This is a genomic window from Brevibacterium sp. UCMA 11754, from assembly GCF_021532275.1.
GTDB lineage: Bacteria > Actinomycetota > Actinomycetes > Actinomycetales > Brevibacteriaceae > Brevibacterium.
Genome location: NZ_JACBOT010000023.1, coordinates 99,558 through 115,917 on the forward strand (window position 1 = coordinate 99,558; position 16,360 = coordinate 115,917).

At 63.2% G+C, this 16,360-nt stretch carries 12 protein-coding genes; 9 read left to right on the forward strand and 3 right to left on the reverse strand.

What is annotated here, in order from left to right:
* Positions 1-192: 192 nt before the first annotated feature.
* On the reverse strand, positions 193-1,134 hold the full coding sequence (locus HX613_RS11590) for a LysR family transcriptional regulator (protein ID WP_235345465.1): 942 nt from the start codon (positions 1,132-1,134) through the stop codon (positions 193-195).
* Positions 1,135-1,253: 119 nt separating this feature from the next.
* Between HX613_RS11590 and HX613_RS11595 the strand changes: the two genes are divergently transcribed.
* From HX613_RS11595 to HX613_RS11605, 3 genes are all read left to right on the forward strand, one after another.
* The gene (locus HX613_RS11595; protein WP_235345466.1) at positions 1,254-2,558 is read left to right on the forward strand and encodes an aromatic ring-hydroxylating oxygenase subunit alpha; all 1,305 of its coding nucleotides are present in this window, start codon (positions 1,254-1,256) and stop codon (positions 2,556-2,558) included.
* Positions 2,555-4,096, forward strand: a complete 1,542-nt coding sequence (locus HX613_RS11600; RefSeq protein ID WP_235345467.1) for an iron-sulfur cluster-binding domain-containing protein — start codon at positions 2,555-2,557, stop codon at positions 4,094-4,096. The genes HX613_RS11595 and HX613_RS11600 overlap by 4 nt, the downstream gene beginning before the upstream one ends.
* 65 nt (positions 4,097-4,161) lie before the next feature.
* Entirely contained in the window at positions 4,162-6,714 is a 2,553-nt protein-coding gene (locus tag HX613_RS11605) for a GcvT family protein (protein ID WP_235345468.1), read from the forward strand.
* Between the two features lie 24 nt (positions 6,715-6,738).
* On the opposite strand, the gene HX613_RS11610 is transcribed toward HX613_RS11605, so the two are convergent.
* Positions 6,739-8,163 carry an MFS transporter gene (locus HX613_RS11610; protein WP_235345469.1) on the reverse strand — a complete coding sequence of 475 codons (1,425 nt, stop codon included), beginning with the start codon at positions 8,161-8,163 and terminating at the stop codon, positions 6,739-6,741.
* Positions 8,164-8,203: 40 nt separating this feature from the next.
* Between HX613_RS11610 and soxR the strand changes: the two genes are divergently transcribed.
* Entirely contained in the window at positions 8,204-8,722 is a 519-nt protein-coding gene (gene soxR / locus HX613_RS11615; RefSeq protein WP_235345470.1) for a redox-sensitive transcriptional activator SoxR, read from the forward strand.
* A 63-nt stretch (positions 8,723-8,785) separates the two neighbouring features.
* Here the strand turns inward: soxR and HX613_RS11620 are convergent, their stop codons facing one another.
* Positions 8,786-9,658: a MurR/RpiR family transcriptional regulator gene (locus tag HX613_RS11620; protein ID WP_235345471.1), complete on the reverse strand. Its 873-nt coding sequence runs from the start codon at positions 9,656-9,658 to the stop codon at positions 8,786-8,788.
* Positions 9,659-9,760: 102 nt separating this feature from the next.
* Between HX613_RS11620 and HX613_RS11625 the strand changes: the two genes are divergently transcribed.
* The 5 genes from HX613_RS11625 to HX613_RS11645 all read left to right on the forward strand — a co-directional run bounded on the left by HX613_RS11625 (position 9,761) and on the right by HX613_RS11645 (position 16,273).
* The gene (locus tag HX613_RS11625; RefSeq protein ID WP_235345472.1) at positions 9,761-10,903 is read left to right on the forward strand and encodes an NAD(P)/FAD-dependent oxidoreductase; all 1,143 of its coding nucleotides are present in this window, start codon (positions 9,761-9,763) and stop codon (positions 10,901-10,903) included.
* Between the two features lie 12 nt (positions 10,904-10,915).
* Positions 10,916-12,304: a sodium/glutamate symporter gene (locus tag HX613_RS11630; RefSeq protein WP_235345473.1), complete on the forward strand. Its 1,389-nt coding sequence runs from the start codon at positions 10,916-10,918 to the stop codon at positions 12,302-12,304.
* A gap of 170 nt (positions 12,305-12,474) precedes the next feature.
* Entirely contained in the window at positions 12,475-13,638 is a 1,164-nt protein-coding gene (locus HX613_RS11635) for a thiolase domain-containing protein (RefSeq protein ID WP_235345474.1), read from the forward strand.
* On the forward strand, positions 13,638-15,464 hold the full coding sequence (locus HX613_RS11640) for an AMP-binding protein (protein WP_235345475.1): 1,827 nt from the start codon (positions 13,638-13,640) through the stop codon (positions 15,462-15,464). Before HX613_RS11635 ends, HX613_RS11640 begins: the two co-directional genes overlap by 1 nt.
* On the forward strand, positions 15,461-16,273 hold the full coding sequence (locus HX613_RS11645) for an SDR family NAD(P)-dependent oxidoreductase (RefSeq protein WP_235345476.1): 813 nt from the start codon (positions 15,461-15,463) through the stop codon (positions 16,271-16,273). The genes HX613_RS11640 and HX613_RS11645 overlap by 4 nt, the downstream gene beginning before the upstream one ends.
* Positions 16,274-16,360 lie beyond the last annotated feature (87 nt).

A 16,360-nucleotide genomic window follows, 5' to 3' on the forward strand; every position in this document is an offset into this window, starting at 1 on the left:
TTGAGTCTCCATTCGTATCGCACCACTGTTGATTCTCAGGAAGCGCCGGTGAACTGTGATCGGTAGGCGAAGGGTGTTCAGGAAGCGCCGCCGGTTCCTGAAATATCAGTCTGCTGTCAGACTTACGAGCAGTCTCGCCGTCACGGAAGACTTCTGTCAATAGCCCAGGTCCGACCGCTGAGACCGCAGTCATCATGCTGATGACGGAACCTCGCCGAGGCGGGTGGACAGTATGTGACGTGCCGTCGTTCGCAGGTGGGCCAGTGACTCCCGGATGAGCGGGGAATCCCTGCTGCCGGCCCGCACAGCCGCGATGATCTTCCGGCTCAGACGACCGGATCCACTCAGTCTGACCCTGGTCACGTTCGCTTCGCCCAGCGAGCTCGCCAGGCGGGGGATTAGGCTGACTCCGACTCCGGCTCCGACGAGGGCCGCCGAGGTCTCCCACTCGATGGTCTCGTGTGAGACCGTCGGGGTTACTCCGGCGGCGGTGAACGCCGCGACGAAGAGCGCGTGATACGGCGAGCCCGGCCCGGCGCTGATCCATTCCTCACCGGCGAGTTCTGCCAGTGAGACCGACTCCCGCTCAGCCACTTCGTGGTCGGAGGGGACCATGACGTCGAGCGGATCGTCGAGCAGATCGATCCTCTCGAACCGGGGATCCTCCTCGACCTGGACCTCACCCTGCATCGCGACGACCACGGCGAGGTCGATGCGTTCGGCGACAAGAAGCTCGAAGCACCGCGAAGGGCTCGCCTCGATGACGTGGACACCGACGTCTGGGTGCTCACCACGCAGCTTCGCCGCCAAGGGGGCGAGGAGGTTCGACGATGCGGTGGAGAATCCGCCGATGCCGAACTGAGACGGAGCCTGGTCTCCCGCAGTCAGAGACGCCGCCCGAATGTCCTCCCATTCGGCCATAAGCGCGTCCGAGCGTCGCACCAGATAGCGCCCACTCGAGGTTAGTCGCAGCCCACGCCCGTCCTTGACGAGCAGTGTCATTCCCAGTGAGTGCTGGAGTTCTCGAAGCTGCCCGGACACCGCGGAGGGGGAATATCCGGTGAGCTCGGCAGTAGCGGCAACGGTGCCGCAGGCGGCGAAGGTTCGCAGCGTGATGATGCGCGGATCGATCATGGCACCATTGTGCCTCGGATCATGCGGTTATTCCGTACATATCCAGTTGGAATCTCGCGCTTTTCCTGCAGTGTTGTTCTCGCTAATGTCGTCTGTGACAGCAGCAGACATCAAGGGAGATGGAATTGACCGCAGTGAATCTGGCGCCGACGAAGAAGGGTTTCCCTGCCGGCTTCAGCGCAGAGAGACTCGATGAGATCCGTCAACTGCTCGACACGCGACGTACCGGCTTCTCACTCGAGGCTCCCTTCTACACCGACGACCATCTCTTCAATCTCGATATGCAGGCCATCTTCGGGCAGAACTGGGTCTTCGCCTGCAGCGTTGCAGAGATTCCCGAGCCCGGGGACTACGTCACCCTCGACTTCGGTCCCTATTCCCTTCTCGTGCTGCGCACCGACGACGGCGGAGTCAACGTTCTGCACAATGTGTGCCGCCACCGCGGCGCCCGCGTCCTCACCGAGGCCGCAGGCACCACAGGCAATCTGGTCTGCGGGTACCACTCGTGGACGTATTCGCCCGATGGCCAGCTCATCCACGCCTCGGCGCCGGGTGAGATGGAATTCGACAAGGCCTGCTACTCGCTCAAGCGCGCGCACGGGAAGATCGTCGCGGGTCTCGTCTTCCTCTGCTTGGCAGAGGAACCACCCACCGACTTCGACGACACCGCGGCGATCTTCGCCCCCTACGTCGGACCGCACGAACTTGCGAAGACCAAGGTGGCCTATCAGCAGAACATCGTGGAGGAGGCCAACTGGAAGCTCGTGATGGAGAACAACCGCGAGTGCTATCACTGCGATGGCCACCCGGAGCTTGCCTGCGCCCTGTTCCCGACCTGGGGACTGACCGATGAGACGATCCCGCCTCACCTCGAAGACGTCTGGGACCGCAATCAGCAGGCGCAGGCCGCACTGGAATACCGGTGCCGTCGCTACGGACTGCCCTATGAAGTCGTCGAGGAACTCGACACACGCATCGCCGGAATCCGGATCTCACGCGAATCCCTGGACGGGCAGGGGGAGTCGTTCTCGGCCGACGGCCGACGTCTGGTGAAGAAGCTCCTCGGGGATCTTCCCGATTTCCGATTGGGTCGCTGCTCGATGCACCTGCAGCCCAACAGCTGGTTCCACCTCCTCGGGGATCATGTGGTGACCTTCACCGTGCTCCCGATCAACGCGCATCAGACGCTCGTGCGCACCACCTGGCTCGTCGCCGACGATGCCGTCGAAGGTGTCGACTACGATCTCGAGACGCTGACGCACACGTGGAAGCAGACGAACCTGCAGGACAAGAATTTCGTCGAGCTCTGCCAGCAGGGAGCGACGAGTCCGTTCTACGAGCAGGGCCCGTATATGAAGAGCGAATATCAGGTCGAGGCCTTCATCAACTGGTACGTGACTCGGATGCGGGAGCACGTGGAATGAAGCGCCTCGCCGACCCCACGACTCCGCTGGCGCAGCGGACCCGGGGCCTCGAGATGCCATGGAACCGGGTCCTCTCCAGCACGACGGGACCTGCCGGTGCCGCCACGGCTCTGGGCCCTTGGCATCCGCAGGAGTTCTCCGCCGAGTGCGTGGAGACCATCCCCGAGGCGGGCGACATGATGGTCTTCGTCTTCCGGCGCATGGACGGTGCTCCACTGGCATTCCGGTCCGGTCAGTACATCAACATCGACTTCCCCGTGCATGGTCCGGATGCCGAGCCGGTGTCGAGGAGCTACTCGATCTCGAGTGCCCCGACGGAACCGTGGACGTTCTCCATCACGATCAAACGTGACCCGAAGGGACTCGTCTCGCCGTGGGCGCACGAGTCCCTTCGGGTCGGCACCACGCTTGAGATGCTGGGCCCGGTGGGTGCGTTCCACCTCGCTGACTACGATCGGCGAGCCCGTTACCTCCTGCTGGCAGCGGGTGCGGGGATCACTCCGCTGATGTCGATGGTGCGTACGATCCATTCACTGCCGGGGCAGGCCGATGTCGTCCTTCTCTATCACGGCTCTGCCCCGGATCGCTTCGCCTTCGCCGAGGAGCTGAACTTCCTGCAGAAGGCCGACTTTCGCATTGAGGTCATATATACCCTCGGTGATCGGGAGCAGGACGAGGATTCTGCTGGCGCTGGAAGCGTCTGGGTCGGAAAGACCGGCCGTCTCTCGACCGCGCTCCTCGAAGAAGTCGTCCCCGATGCCAATGGGCGGCAGGTGTTCGCATGCGGTCCCGAGGGATATCTCAACACGGCGACGGACTGCTTGCGCGAGGTCGGAGTGGACGACACCTCGGTGTTCATGGAGTTCTTCTCCGGCGACCGGGAGACCCGTGCCGAATACGCCGAGGAAGTAGCGATCGCAGGCGAGATCGCCGAAGAGATCGCCTCGGCCAGCGAGGAATACTACGAAGCGCAGCCCGCCGCCTTGGAGATGTACGAACCCGAATATACGGCCGACGGGCCCGTCGAGGCCACAGGTCCGACGCTCGAGGCCGTCGACGCCTTGGCCGAAGTTCCGGTCGAGCCGGAGGCCGAGGTGGTCGTGGCGGGGATCGAGCCTGGGACGGCCGCCGAGGCGGGCGATGAGCCGGTGCTGGACACCAGATCAGACTCCGCTGTCGGAACCACCCCGGCGACCGCCTCGGCGACGGACGGTGAGGCACCAGGTGACGAAGTCACGGTTGTCGATCCGACGACCTTCGCTACCGTGGGCGAAGGCGAGCACCTGATGTCCTTTGTGCGCACCGGACTCAACGTTCGCGTAGATTCGAAGGAATTCGTCCTCGACGCCGCTCGTCGTGCCGGTGTGAAGATCGGTGCGAACTGCCAAGAAGGCATGTGCGGTTCGTGCAAGGTCGTCAAACTCGACGGGGAGGTCGACATGAATCACCAGGGCGGCATCCGCGCCAGAGAGATCGATGCCGGGAAGTTCCTTCCCTGCTGCTCGACGGCGACGAGCGATCTGGTCATCGACGCCTGAGCGATCGCAGCAACTCAACTTTTCGCACCATCTGATTTTCCCACTGCACCACAAAGGAGTACACAGTGCCGATTTCCTCACCATCTTCACCTCGCGTGGTCATCATCGGAGCCGGCATCGTCGGAGCCAACCTCGCGGACGAACTCGCCCAGCTCGGCTGGACCAACACCCTCGTGCTCGAACAGGGGCCCTTGAATATCCCCGGTGGTTCGACCTCGCATGCTCCCGGACTGGTGTTCTCCTCGAACGGGTCGAAGTCGATGACCGAGTTCGCGCAGTACACGATTGAGAAGCTCACCTCGCTGACCGGTCCCGATGGTCGCGGTTCGTTCCTGCCCGTCGGCGGACTTGAGATCGCCACCCAGGACGACCGACTCCAGGACCTGCACCGTCGTGCCGGTTGGAATCGGTCCTGGGGTGTCGACGCCGAGGTGGTTGATGCGCAGGAGTGCCTGCGGCTGTTCCCTATGCTCAATCCGGACAAGGTCCTCGGCGGGCTTCTGACTCCGGGTGATGGGCTGGCGCTCGCCGCTCGTGGCACCCAGCTGGTGATGGATCGCGCTCGGGCCGCTGGTGTCGAGTTCCGCGACCGCACCACCGTCACCGGTATTGAACAGTCCGGTGGCAAGGTCACCGCAGTGCTGGCCGGCGACGACAGGTTCCCGGCGGACATCGTCGTCTCCTGCGCCGGATTCTGGGGGCCGAAGATCGGTGAGATGGTCGGCACGACGATCCCGCTGCTGCCTCTGGGGCACCAGTTTGCCTGGACGACAGAGGTGCCCAGCCTCGTCGGCAAGAACGAGCAGCCGGCAGGAGCCTCGGCGCCCATTCTTCGCTACCAGGACAAGGACCTCTACTACCGCGAATGGGGTGAACGCATCGGGATCGGCTCCTATGCTCACCGGCCGATGCCAGTCGACCTCGACACGCTGCGCACCTATTCGCCCGATGAGATCACCGACGAGGTCATGCCCTCAAGTCTCGAGTTCACTCCCGAGGACTTCGCCCGAGAGTGGGAGGCCACCAAGGAACTGCTGCCCGAACTGCGCCAGACTCAGGTCCAGCGCGGCTTCAACGGCATCTTCTCCTTCACTCCCGACGGAGGATCGCTCGTGGGGCAGTCCCGAGAGGTCGATGGTTTCTTCGTCGCCGAGGCGGTCTGGGTCACCCACGGAGCCGGGATCGCGAAGGCCGTTGCCGAACTCATCTCACTTGGTCGTTCGAACTCGGACCTGTCGGGCATCGACCTCAACCGCTTCGAGGACGCACTCACGACCCCCGAATACGTCAGCGAGACCTCTCAGCAGAACTTCGTCGAGATCTACGACGTCATCCACCCGCTGCAGCCACGGGTCTCGCCGCGGGACGTGCGGCTCAGTCCCTTCAACGACCGGCAGAAGGAGCTCGGGGCATTCTTCCTCGAGACGAACGGGTGGGAGCGCCCGCACTGGTATGAAGCCAACGCTGCGTTGCTCAACGAACTGCCTGAGGAATGGAAGGCTCCTGAGCGTGAGGGCTGGGCGGACATGTTCCACTCGCCGATCGCGGCGGTCGAGGCATGGAAGACGCGGACGAATGTGGCCATGTATGACATGACCGCTCTCAAGCGCTTCGAGGTCAAGGGCCCGGGTGCCGGCGAGCTGCTGCACGGGCTGACCACCTCGTCGATGCTGCGCAAGCCGGGAGCTGTCAGCTACACCCTTCTGCTTGATGACGAAGGCGGCATCACCAGCGACATCACCGTCGCGATCCTCGACGAGCAGACCTACCAGGTGGGCGCGAACTCGAATATCGACTTCGCCACCATCACCCGCGCGGCACGGGAACAGTCGGCGGCAGATCCGAGCAAGTGGGCTACAGTGCGCGAGACGACGCAGGGAACCTGCTGCATCGGCCTCTGGGGTCCGCTCGCCCGTGAGGTCATCGGCCAGGTCAGCAACGACGACCTCAGCAACGACGGGCTCAAATACTTCCGTACCAAGCAGATCACCATCGGCGGCATTCCAGTCACGGCGATGCGCCTGTCCTATGTCGGTGAGTTGGGCTGGGAACTCTACACCTCGATGGATCTGGGACACCGTCTCTGGGACGTGCTGTGGGAGGCCGGTCGGGAATTCGGACTCATCGCCGGAGGTCGTGAAGCCTTCAATTCGATGCGCCTGGAGAAGGGGTTCCGCTCCTTTGGCTCCGATATGACCAGCGAGCACGAGCCCGTCCAGGCGGGACTCGGCTTCGCGGTCAAGGCCTCGAAGACCGATGACTTCCGCGGCAAAGCCGCGCTCGAGACGCGGGCGGCGGCAACGACGACGAAGCTGACGTGTTTGACGCTCGACCGGCGGGAGGACGTCGTGTTGGGGAGCGAGCCGGTGTATGTGGCTGGAGGCGCTGGATCCGGGACAAGTGTCGACGGCGCCGGCAACGGTGCGGGCAAGGCCGACGGCTACGTCACCTCGGCGTCCTATGGGTACTCGATCGGGCAGACCATCGCCTACGCCTGGCTGCCGAACACGCTGGGTGTCGGAGACGGCGTCGAGATCGAATACCTGGGACGCAGACTGCCAGCGACTGTCACCGCTGAGCCGATCTTCGACCCGGAGATGACGCGACTCAAAGGGTGAAGGCTGGGCACTGCTTTACGAGAGTCAGCGCAGGGAGATCCTGCGGACGATCATCACCGCGAAGACGATGCCGATGGCACCAAGGACGGCAAGGCCTGCCCCCAGTGTTGCCGAGCCGGTGGCGCCCAGCCCGCCGACGGCGACGAGAACTCCAGCGAGCGCCGAAGCGATCGTGTTGGCGATGAGTTCTGCTGTTCCCAGACCGGCGGCCGCCTTCGACCCTTGGACGGGATCGTCGCTGCTGCTCATCGCCGCCACATTGAGGTGAGGGAAGGCTAGGCCGATGCCCGCTCCGGCGAGGACGAGACTGCCCACCCAGATCCAGATGACCCAACTGCCATCTAGATGCTGTGTGGCGGCGAATGCTGCGATTCCTGCCGTGACGAGTACGGGACCGATTAGCATGAGGCGCCTGCGGGTGCGCGGATCGTCGACGCTGGCGCTGAAAAGCTGCACAAAGCTCCAGCCGGCTGAAACCGTGACACCGAACATGCCTGCCAGCAGGGGAGACAGCCCTACGAGCTCCTGGCCGAACTTGGGCAGGAAGATTTCAACCATTGCCGCCGAGCTGAGGATTCCGAGCAGTAGGTAGATCCACTTCAAGGGACTGCCGCGGCGATAAGTGAAATGTGGGAGCACGGGTGACGCTGTTGCCTTGTCGACGATCACGAAGCAGATGACGAGAACCACGCCGATCGAAAGCGCGATGCCAGTCGGCCAGCCGATACGGGTCACGGAAGCGGTGCTGAATGCGCCGGAGGCGAGAACGAGAAGCCCCAGCGACGCCCATGGCAGCGGCCCGGCCTCGACGCGGTGACTGGCTCGGCGGGGCAATCCACGCAAGGAGGCGAAGCCCAACACCAGGGGAACGATGGTCAGCAGCCAGAAAGCTCCCCGCCATGCCTGGGTTTGGGCGAAGAGTCCGCCGATCGCCGGACCGACCAAGGTGCCGAAGCCCCACATAGCTGATACCAGCCCGGTGGCGCGGGTCCACAGGTGGCGGGGAAGCACATTGGGGATGACCGAATAACCGAGCCCGGCCAGCAGGCCGCCGCCAAATCCCTGCATGACGCGAGCAGCGATGAGGACTTCCATCGTCGGCGACAGTGCGGCGCCAAGGGAGCCGAGGCCGAAGAGCGCGAAGGCCAGCATGTACGCGCGTGCTGCACCCCATGTTGCGAGGACTCGGGCGACAAGCATCGAGGTGAGCACCGAGGCGACGAGGAATGCCGTGGTCACCCAGGCGAAATATTGCTCACCGCCGATGTCGGCAACGGTCGAGGGCAGAAGGGCCGCCGTGATGAACATATTCATCGCATAGATGGCGATCCCGCCAGCCAGTACAAGTGAGGCGGCCGCGTAGTCCTTACTGAAGAGTTCTCGCCAATGGCCTTCGGCCACCGGCAGTGCGGCGCCAGATTCGTCTGTGTCCACGTTGTCGTCGCTCATATCGGCTACGCTAGAACCTCAACCATTGTTGAGGTCAAGGATGAATGACAGCACACCTAGTCCAACCGATCTGCTCTCTGTCGGCGATGTCGCTGAGCGCACCGGAGTCGCCGTCTCAGCACTGCATTTCTACGAGCGGCAGGGGCTCATCTCTGCCACTCGCACGGCCGGCGGCCAGCGGCGCTTCGCCCGGCACGTGATCCGTCGAGTCACCGTCATCCAAGTTGCCAAGCGGATGGGGATTCCGCTGGTCGAGGTCTCCGAGGTCTTCTCCGACCTGCCTAAGGATCGGATGCCCGGGAAATCGGATTGGCGGCGCATCAGCGAGCGCTGGCGCGGTCGGCTTGAAGCCAGGCGCAAGGAGATCCAACGGATGGAGGAAGAGCTCGTCGAATGCATCGGCTGCGGTTGCGTGTCGTTGCGTAGTTGTCGAGTGCTCAATCCGGATGACGAACTCGGCTCCGACGGTTCCGGTCCGCGCTTGCTGCCGGAATTTCCCGTCGCGTCGAGTGATTCGGCCGCTTGCGCCAGTGGAATCGGTCACGCCCAAGCTACCTAGAAGTATTGACCACGGAGGGTAGTGACATTCGGCGTGGCCTCAAGTACGAGGTACTGCCATCCGCTATGTTCGGCGAGACCTGTTCACCCTATTGCGGATCTTCTGGACTTCAGCGCTTTGCTCGACTGCGCGAGCTGGAGCGAGCCGGGCGAGTTCATAGGCGAGCACGTCGATCAAAGCGAAGGTGCAGATCATTCTATTCATCGATGCGTCCTCTCCACTGGGCAGTGAGAGGTGCTTCAAGTCCCTCGCAAGTTCACGTGGTGGAGATTCTGAAGAGATCAGTACGGTCGCGTGGCATCGCTTGAGAGACTCTTCCGTGTGCCAGAGAATATCCGGGGTCAGCAGTCGAGGGGCGACGATGACACTGACGTCGTCGTGCCGTAGGCGAGGAAACACGTCTGCGAGCATGTGGCCACTTCCCGTGGTCGCTCGCGAGCGGATTCCAGTTCGTTCCAGGCTGAGGCTCAAATACTCGGCGGCGTGAAACCCTGTGCCCAGACCGAAGGTCGTTGCGGTACCCGCCTCTGAGATTGCGCTAACGGCCTCGGCAAAGGTCTCGGTGTCGAGCTGGTCTCCAAGATCGATAAGGGATCGAGCCGACGTCGAAAGAATCCGCTTGATTGCTATTGCCTGCCCTCCCTCCTCATCGCGTTCAGGCAGACGTGAGAGTTGAGTTCGGAGATTGGAATCCAGGCCGATGGCGCGATCGACGCTGTCGGCGCAGAGACGCTTCCACTCTCGGATCCCCGCGTGCCCGAGCTTTCGTGCTGTCCGTGCGACCGTCGCATCGCTTGTCATCGTCTGAGCGGCGATCTCGGCTGCCGTGATCGTGGCAAACCGCAGCGGGTCACGCTGCGCGAAGTCGGCAACTCTCTCCTCGCTCGGGGTCAATGGCTCACGCTGTGCGTCGCCAGTCATCTCTTTAGAGGTCACGATCCCATTCTCCCATGTAGATTTTCCTACCTATTGACGTTTAATGAAGGAAAATCTACACTCGAACGTGATCTGAGTCGCATCGTTAAGGGGGTTGATCTCGTGGTCTACGAGTTCGTCATTGTCGGAGCCGGCGCCTATGGATGCGCTGTTGCGTATCACCTGGCCAAGAGCGGACACAGCGTCCGCGTCCTGGAAGCCGGCGAGATCGCCGCAGAAGCTTCAGGCGGAGGTGGCAAGCGCGGTGTGCGGGGGAACCGTCGTGATCTCCGTGAACTGCCCTTGATCAGTGAGGCGTATCAGCTGTGGCCGAGCTTGGCCGAGGAGCTGGGCGCTCCGACGGGCTATGTGCGGACAGGGGGTGTGAATCTGATCGAAAAGGAATCCGTCGGTATGCGCGGAGGCATGGTGGCAGCGGAGGCGATTCGTGCGACACAGACCGATCTGGGAGTGCCCACGGAATTCTGGACCGGAGAGAAGCTGAGGGAAAGACTCCCTCAGGCAAGCACAGCGATTCAAGGTGCGTTGTACGCGCCGTTGGACGGTGTCGCCGGCCATCAGGACACCACTCTTGCATATGCCGCTGCAGCCAGAAGATCAGGGGCGGAGATCACCGAGCGCGATCCGGTCGTGCGCATCTTCGACCGGGGCAGCGGGGCTCGCCATGCAGTCGAGACTGCCCATTCGGGGCTCGTCGAGGCGAGTCAAGCGATCCTGATCGCCAGCAATGCCACTGCACGATCTCTTGCCGCCGAGAACTTCGGGTGCAGGCTTCCTACATGGACGGCATATCCGCAAGCGGTCTGGTTGCGACCCGAGAACGTGTTTCAGTGTCCGTACCTGGTTGGACACGACAGTCGAACTCTGTCGGTGAAGGTCGACAACGAGGGTGTCATCCAACTCAGCGGCGGGTGGCGGGGACGTTTCGACCCGGCAACCGATTCCGGCACACCGGTGGAAGGAAATGTGGCCGGAAGCATCCGCGAACTGGAGGCGACGTTCCCTAGCTTGGGGTCTCTGACACGCCTCGGAGTCGACACGTCCCGTGCAGAATCCGGTTCGGTCGACCAGCTTCCCATCATCGACACGATCCCAGGTACTCAAGGTGTCGTCGTCGCCACCGGATGGAGCGGGCACGGTTGGGCATTGCTTCCCGCGATGTCAGCCCATATCGCGGACTTCCTGGCGACAGGACGCCGACCGCGTCAGATCGACCACACCGCCATTGAACGTTTGAGGGGCTGAAGACACATGGAAATGATGGAATTCGACAGCGATGGGCTCACTGTGCTGCTGATAGCAGTGGCTGGTTTGGGGGTCCTGCTCATTCTGGGCGTTCTCCTCCGGATCTGGGTGCCGCTGCTGCGGAGGATCTTCCTCCCCGCCTCGCTTGTCGGCGGTGTGATCGGGCTCCTCCTCGGCCCCAATGTCGTGGGTTTGGTGCCCGAGGGGATTTCGGCGACTTGGAGTGGTTTGGCCGGCGTCCTGATATCGGTCGTGTTCGCACCGATGCTGCTTGGTCAGAAGCTGCCTCGCATCAAGGAAGTCGCCGAGGATGCTGGGCCTCATGTCTGGATGGCGTGGTTCAGCACAGCGGCGCAAGTCGCGATTCCGTGTCTTCTGCTCTTCCTTCTCTTCGAGAAGGGAACAGGGACAAATCCGCTGTTCTCGACCATTTTCGAAGCCTCATGGTCGGGAGGCCACGGGACGGCGGCCGGTATGGAGCAAGCATGGTCGGCATTGGGGTGGGAAGAAGGATCGTCCTTGGCTCTGGGCGCTGCCACGATCAGCCTCATCTTCGGCATTCTCGTGGGAACCATCCTGATCAATATCGGGGCTCGACGAGGGCACCTCAAGTATTTGGGTGAGAAGTCGGATGCAAACGAGTCCGATGTGCTCGGCAAAGAGGCAGGCGAAGGTCACATGGTGACGCGGTTGAGCCCTCAGTCATTGAGTACTTTGGGTTTCCACTTTGCCCTGATCCTCGTGGCGATCCTCATCGGATTCGGTCTCAAGATGGTGCTCGACCCGATCATCACGGGAATGCCGCTGTTCCCTCTGGCGATGATCGGTGGACTCGTCGTCCACGTGGCCATCTGCCGCACGAGCCTCTATCGACTTGTCGACAAGGCGACGCTTGATGCGATTGCAGCTGTGTTCCTTGACCTCCTCGTCGTATCGGCGGTTGCGAGCCTGTCGATACCTGTGATTGTCGAGAACTGGATTGCGCTCACAGTCATTTCGCTGACCATGGCGGTTCTCAGCCTGTGCATCTTCTATTATCTCGCGCCGCGGATCTTCAAGCGGGACTGGTTTGAGAATGGTCTCGTGCAGTTCGGCACTCAGACCGGAGTGGTGGCGACCGCCCTTCTGCTGCTTCGCACGGCCGATCCGAATATGCGGTCCAACGGCTACCGGGGGCTTGCCCTCAGCCGACCGTTCATCAGCCCTTTCATCGGCGGAGGTTTGGTCACAGCGCTGTTTCCGATACTAGTCATGGAATACGGCAACCTGTGGGTGGGGCTGGGATGTCTGGCGTTCTGTGTTGCGCTCATGCCTCTTGCCAAGATATTCGGCCTCTGGGTGCCGTCGAGTTCGCGGAGGCGTGAGAGCTCGGCGAGCGTGGAGGCAGGGCGCGGCTTTTGACGTCCCAGCGGCGGGGCAATTCCAGCAACGCAGCGCCGCCGACTGCGGCCGACGCACTCCTTGTTCCATATGGTGGATTCGTATTGACCGATTACTGGGACTGACGAAAGTATGACAGCAAGAGTTACTGTCGACTGCCCCACCTCGGTGGCGGACCCAAAGGAGTGTCCATGCCCAAGCCTGCGATCATCGGTTGGTCCCACGGAAAGTTCGGACGCTCCGAATCGCCTCTTCCCGAGATGATGGCCGAGGTCGCCAAAGGGGCCATTGCCGATGCGGGACTCGAGCCGGCCGACATCGACGTCATCCACGTCGGCGTCTACAACAACGGTCTGTCGAAGCAGGGCTTCGAGGCAGCGCTTCCCGGGGTGGTCTTCCCCGAACTGGCCCTCACACCAGCGCACCGGCATGAGAATGCCTGTGCCACGGGCTCGACTGCGGTCTTCGCCGCCCATGATTCCATTGCCGCCGGCCGACATAAGACTGCCCTGGTCATCGGGGCAGAACGTATGACCCAGGCATCGGGTCATGACGTCAACGAGGTCCTGCTCAGTGCCAGCTACCGGGAAGAAGAGGAGCACTTCAAGTCCTTCGCCGGTGTCTTCGGAGAGATCGCCCGCCAGTACTTCGAACGCTACGGCGATCACTCACAGGCCCTGGCGGCAATCGCCGCGAAGAACCACGCCAACGGTGCCCGCAATCCGCTTGCCCACATGCAGAAGGACCTCGGCTTCGAGTTCTGCAACACGGTCTCAGAGAAGAACCCCTACGTCGCGGAACCGCTGCGCCGCACCGACTGCTCGATGGTCTCCGACGGGGCTGTTGCACTCGTCATGGCCGCCGAGGATGTCGCCGCCTCGGCCCCACAAGCGGTGACTTGGCGCGGCATGGGCAATGCCAATGATGTCCTTCCCCTGTCCCAGCGCGACCCCTTGGAGATGGCCGGAGCCCGCCGCGCCATGGCCCAGGCGCTCGACGCCGCTGGAATCGGCATCTTCGACCTCGACCTGCTCGAGACCCACGACTGCTTCACCATTGCCGAACTCCTCGAATACGAGGCCTTCGGACTCGCCGAACCCGGCCAGGGCCACCGCCTCATCGACGACGGAACCACCGCTGTCGGCGGGCGCCTGCCGGTCAACCCCTCCGGCGGACTCAAGGCCAAGGGCCACCCGATCGGCGCCACCGGCGTCTCCATGCACGCGCTCGCCGCATCCCAGCTCACGGGCCGCTCGCCAGGCATTCAGATTCAGGATCCAGAACTGGCCGGAGTCTTCAACATGGGCGGAGCCGCCGTATCCAACTTCGCCTCGATCCTCGAGCGCGCACGCTGATGCGCGCCATCTCTCAGACCTCGCCGGCCAAGGACTTCACGCCCGCACCTCGGCGCGGGGTCAACGTCTCCCGCTTCCTCACTCAGACTGCTCGTCGGATACCCGACCACACCGCCGTCATCGACGACGACCACTCAGTGCGCTGGACCTGGAGCGAACTCGACGATCGCGCCGAGGCACTCGCTCGAAGCCTCCAAAACGGGGGAGTGGGCAGGCGTGACACCGTCCTCCTCGTCTCGGCCAACCACGCCGAGGTGATCCAATCCTTCTGGGGCATCATCCGTGCCGGTGCCGTCATCGCCCCACCCAACGCTGCCCTGTCGACCGAAGAGCTGTTGAGCATCTGCGCCGATGTCGCGCCTGCTGCCGTCATCGTCGACCGCGCCCATGCCGACTTCGTCGAGGCCCTGAAGCAGACAGGCTTCACCGGTGCCGTGCTGTGGATCGGTGAGCTGCCAGATGGATCACCCTCATCGAGCGGACCACTTAGCGGCGATGGCGCAGCCTATAAAGGGTCCTCTCGACGCGAAGTGGTCCGCTCGACGGAAGCGGACGGCGAAGTGGTGCGTTCGAGCACGGATGTCGCAGTCGATGTGTCGTCGCAGACGGATGCGGCAGATGGCGCCGAGGATGGCATTGGAGACTTCGCGGTCGAGGAGGATGACCCCTGCTGGTACTTCTTCACCTCCGGTTCGACGGGCAAACCGAAAGCGGCGACGTTCACGCACCGCCACCTCGGCGCGGTGCTTATGAATCATCGCTGCGATCTCTTCCCCGTCGAGGACGAGAACGGGGCCTCACTCGTACTCGCGCCGCTCTCGCACGGGGCAGGCATCCATATGCTCGCGCAGGTCTTCGGCGGGACTCCTTCGGTCATCCATCCTGGGGGGAAGGTCGATCCGGGCACTCTGTGGGACTCGATCGACGGCTATGAGATCACCAACGCCTTCACGGTCCCGACCATCCTCAACCGCATCGTCGCCGGTTACTCCGCAGACCGGGGGCCGGGCGATCACAGCCTCAATCGGGTCATCTATGCGGGTGCTCCGATGCTCGCGGCCGACCAATCACGTGCCCTAGAACGCCTCGGTCCCTGCCTGGTGCAGTACTTCGGCCTCGCCGAGGTGACCGGTGCGATCACGGTCCTGCGCCCCGAGGAGCACGGGACGATTCCCGTCGACTCCGCCGGCATCGGTACCTGCGGACGAGCCCGCACCGGAGTCGACATCATCATCCTCGACGAGTCGGGCGCCGAGTTGCCAGCTGGGGAGCAGGGCGAGGTCTGCGTGGGCGGACCCACCGTGTGCGCCGGCTACCTGGGACGCGCCGATGCCAACGCCGAGTCCTTCGCCCACGGCGTCTTCCACACCGGCGACGTCGGCTACCTCGACGAGTCGGGCTTCCTGTTCCTCACCGGTCGCAAATCCGATATGTACATCTCCGGCGGGTCGAACGTCTACCCGCGAGAGATCGAGGAACTCCTCCTCACCGACGCCGAGGTGGCCCAGGCCGTAGTCGTGGGAGTGCCCGACGCACAGTGGGGAGAGATCGGAATCGCGATCATCGAACCAGCGTCGAGTGATGCGGCTAATGCCAGCGCAGAATTGAGCGCCGACTCAGGTGCGAGCGCTGACCCAGCTGCCGACGCGAGCGCGGGAACTGACCCGAGCGAACGCCTGCGCACCCTGTGCAAGTCAGCGCTCGCACCGTACAAGGTGCCCAAGGAGATCCACTTCGTCGAGGCGATGCCTGTCACGGCGTACGGGAAGCTGGCGCGCAAGGAACTCAAGGCCGAATACTCTCAAGGGCGGGGAAGCGCACGATGAGCGATCTCAACGGAAAGATCGTCATGGCCATCGGCTGCGGCACCCCGGATGGGCAGGTCAACAATGGGTTCGCTGCAGCGAAGGCGTTCCTCGCTGCAGGCGCGAAAGTGTGCATCGTCGACCGCGACCGGGCGGCCCTCAACCACGCACGGGCGGCACTCGGCGAGGGTGCTGACCTGGATTCACGGCTGACCACGGTTCTCGCCGACGTCGGGGACGAGGACTCCCTGTCTGCGGCCTTCGACCACTGCGCGGGCAGCCTCGGCGAACCCACGGTGCTGCACTTCAACGTCGGCATCGTCGTCAACGGCGGACTCGACACCCTGGAGACGACTGCCTTCGCCAAGGCCCTCGATATCAACCTCACGGGAGCATTCGCGGCGATGAAGCAGGCGCTGCCGTACATGCGCAGGGCCGGCGGCGGATCGATCATCACGGTCTCCTCGGTGGGCGGAATGCGCTACATGGGCTACGACTACCCTGCCTATGCCGCATCGAAGGCCGGACTGATCGAACTCACGAAGGTCGTCGGCGCTCAGTACGCGTCCGAGGGGATACGGGCGAACTCCATCGCACCGGGACTCATCGAGACACCACTCATCCACAACTCGATCAGCGGCCACTACGCCTCGGTCGAGGACATGCTCGCGGCCAGACATGCACTGTCCCCGACTGGGAAGATGGGTCAGCCGGAGGACATTGCTAAGCTCGCTGTGTTCCTCGCCTCGGACGACTCGAGCTATATCAACTCCACACTCATCCCGGTCGACGGCGGACTCGTCCACTTCGCCGGAACCCCGAAGACCTGACCCCAAAGACCTGATCAGATCCCGGGCCTGAACAGACCCACAGAACCAGCCGTGACGAAGCAGTCGCGACGATGAAGACAGACAGGA

Excerpts from the sequence above, each read along its gene's own strand:
- HX613_RS11590 (WP_235345465.1), bottom strand. The coding sequence starts at position 1,134 with ATGATCGATCCGCGCATCATCACGCTGCGAACCTTCGCCGCCTGCGGC.
- HX613_RS11610 (WP_235345469.1), bottom strand. The coding sequence starts at position 8,163 with ATGAGCGACGACAACGTGGACACAGACGAATCTGGCGCCGCACTGCCG.
- HX613_RS11640 (WP_235345475.1), top strand. The coding sequence starts at position 13,638 with ATGCGCGCCATCTCTCAGACCTCGCCGGCCAAGGACTTCACGCCCGCA.
- soxR (WP_235345470.1), top strand. The coding sequence starts at position 8,204 with ATGAATGACAGCACACCTAGTCCAACCGATCTGCTCTCTGTCGGCGAT.
- HX613_RS11630 (WP_235345473.1), top strand. The coding sequence starts at position 10,916 with ATGATGGAATTCGACAGCGATGGGCTCACTGTGCTGCTGATAGCAGTG.
- HX613_RS11600 (WP_235345467.1), top strand. The coding sequence starts at position 2,555 with ATGAAGCGCCTCGCCGACCCCACGACTCCGCTGGCGCAGCGGACCCGG.
- HX613_RS11635 (WP_235345474.1), top strand. The coding sequence starts at position 12,475 with ATGCCCAAGCCTGCGATCATCGGTTGGTCCCACGGAAAGTTCGGACGC.
- HX613_RS11645 (WP_235345476.1), top strand. The coding sequence starts at position 15,461 with ATGAGCGATCTCAACGGAAAGATCGTCATGGCCATCGGCTGCGGCACC.
- HX613_RS11595 (WP_235345466.1), top strand. The coding sequence starts at position 1,254 with ATGGAATTGACCGCAGTGAATCTGGCGCCGACGAAGAAGGGTTTCCCT.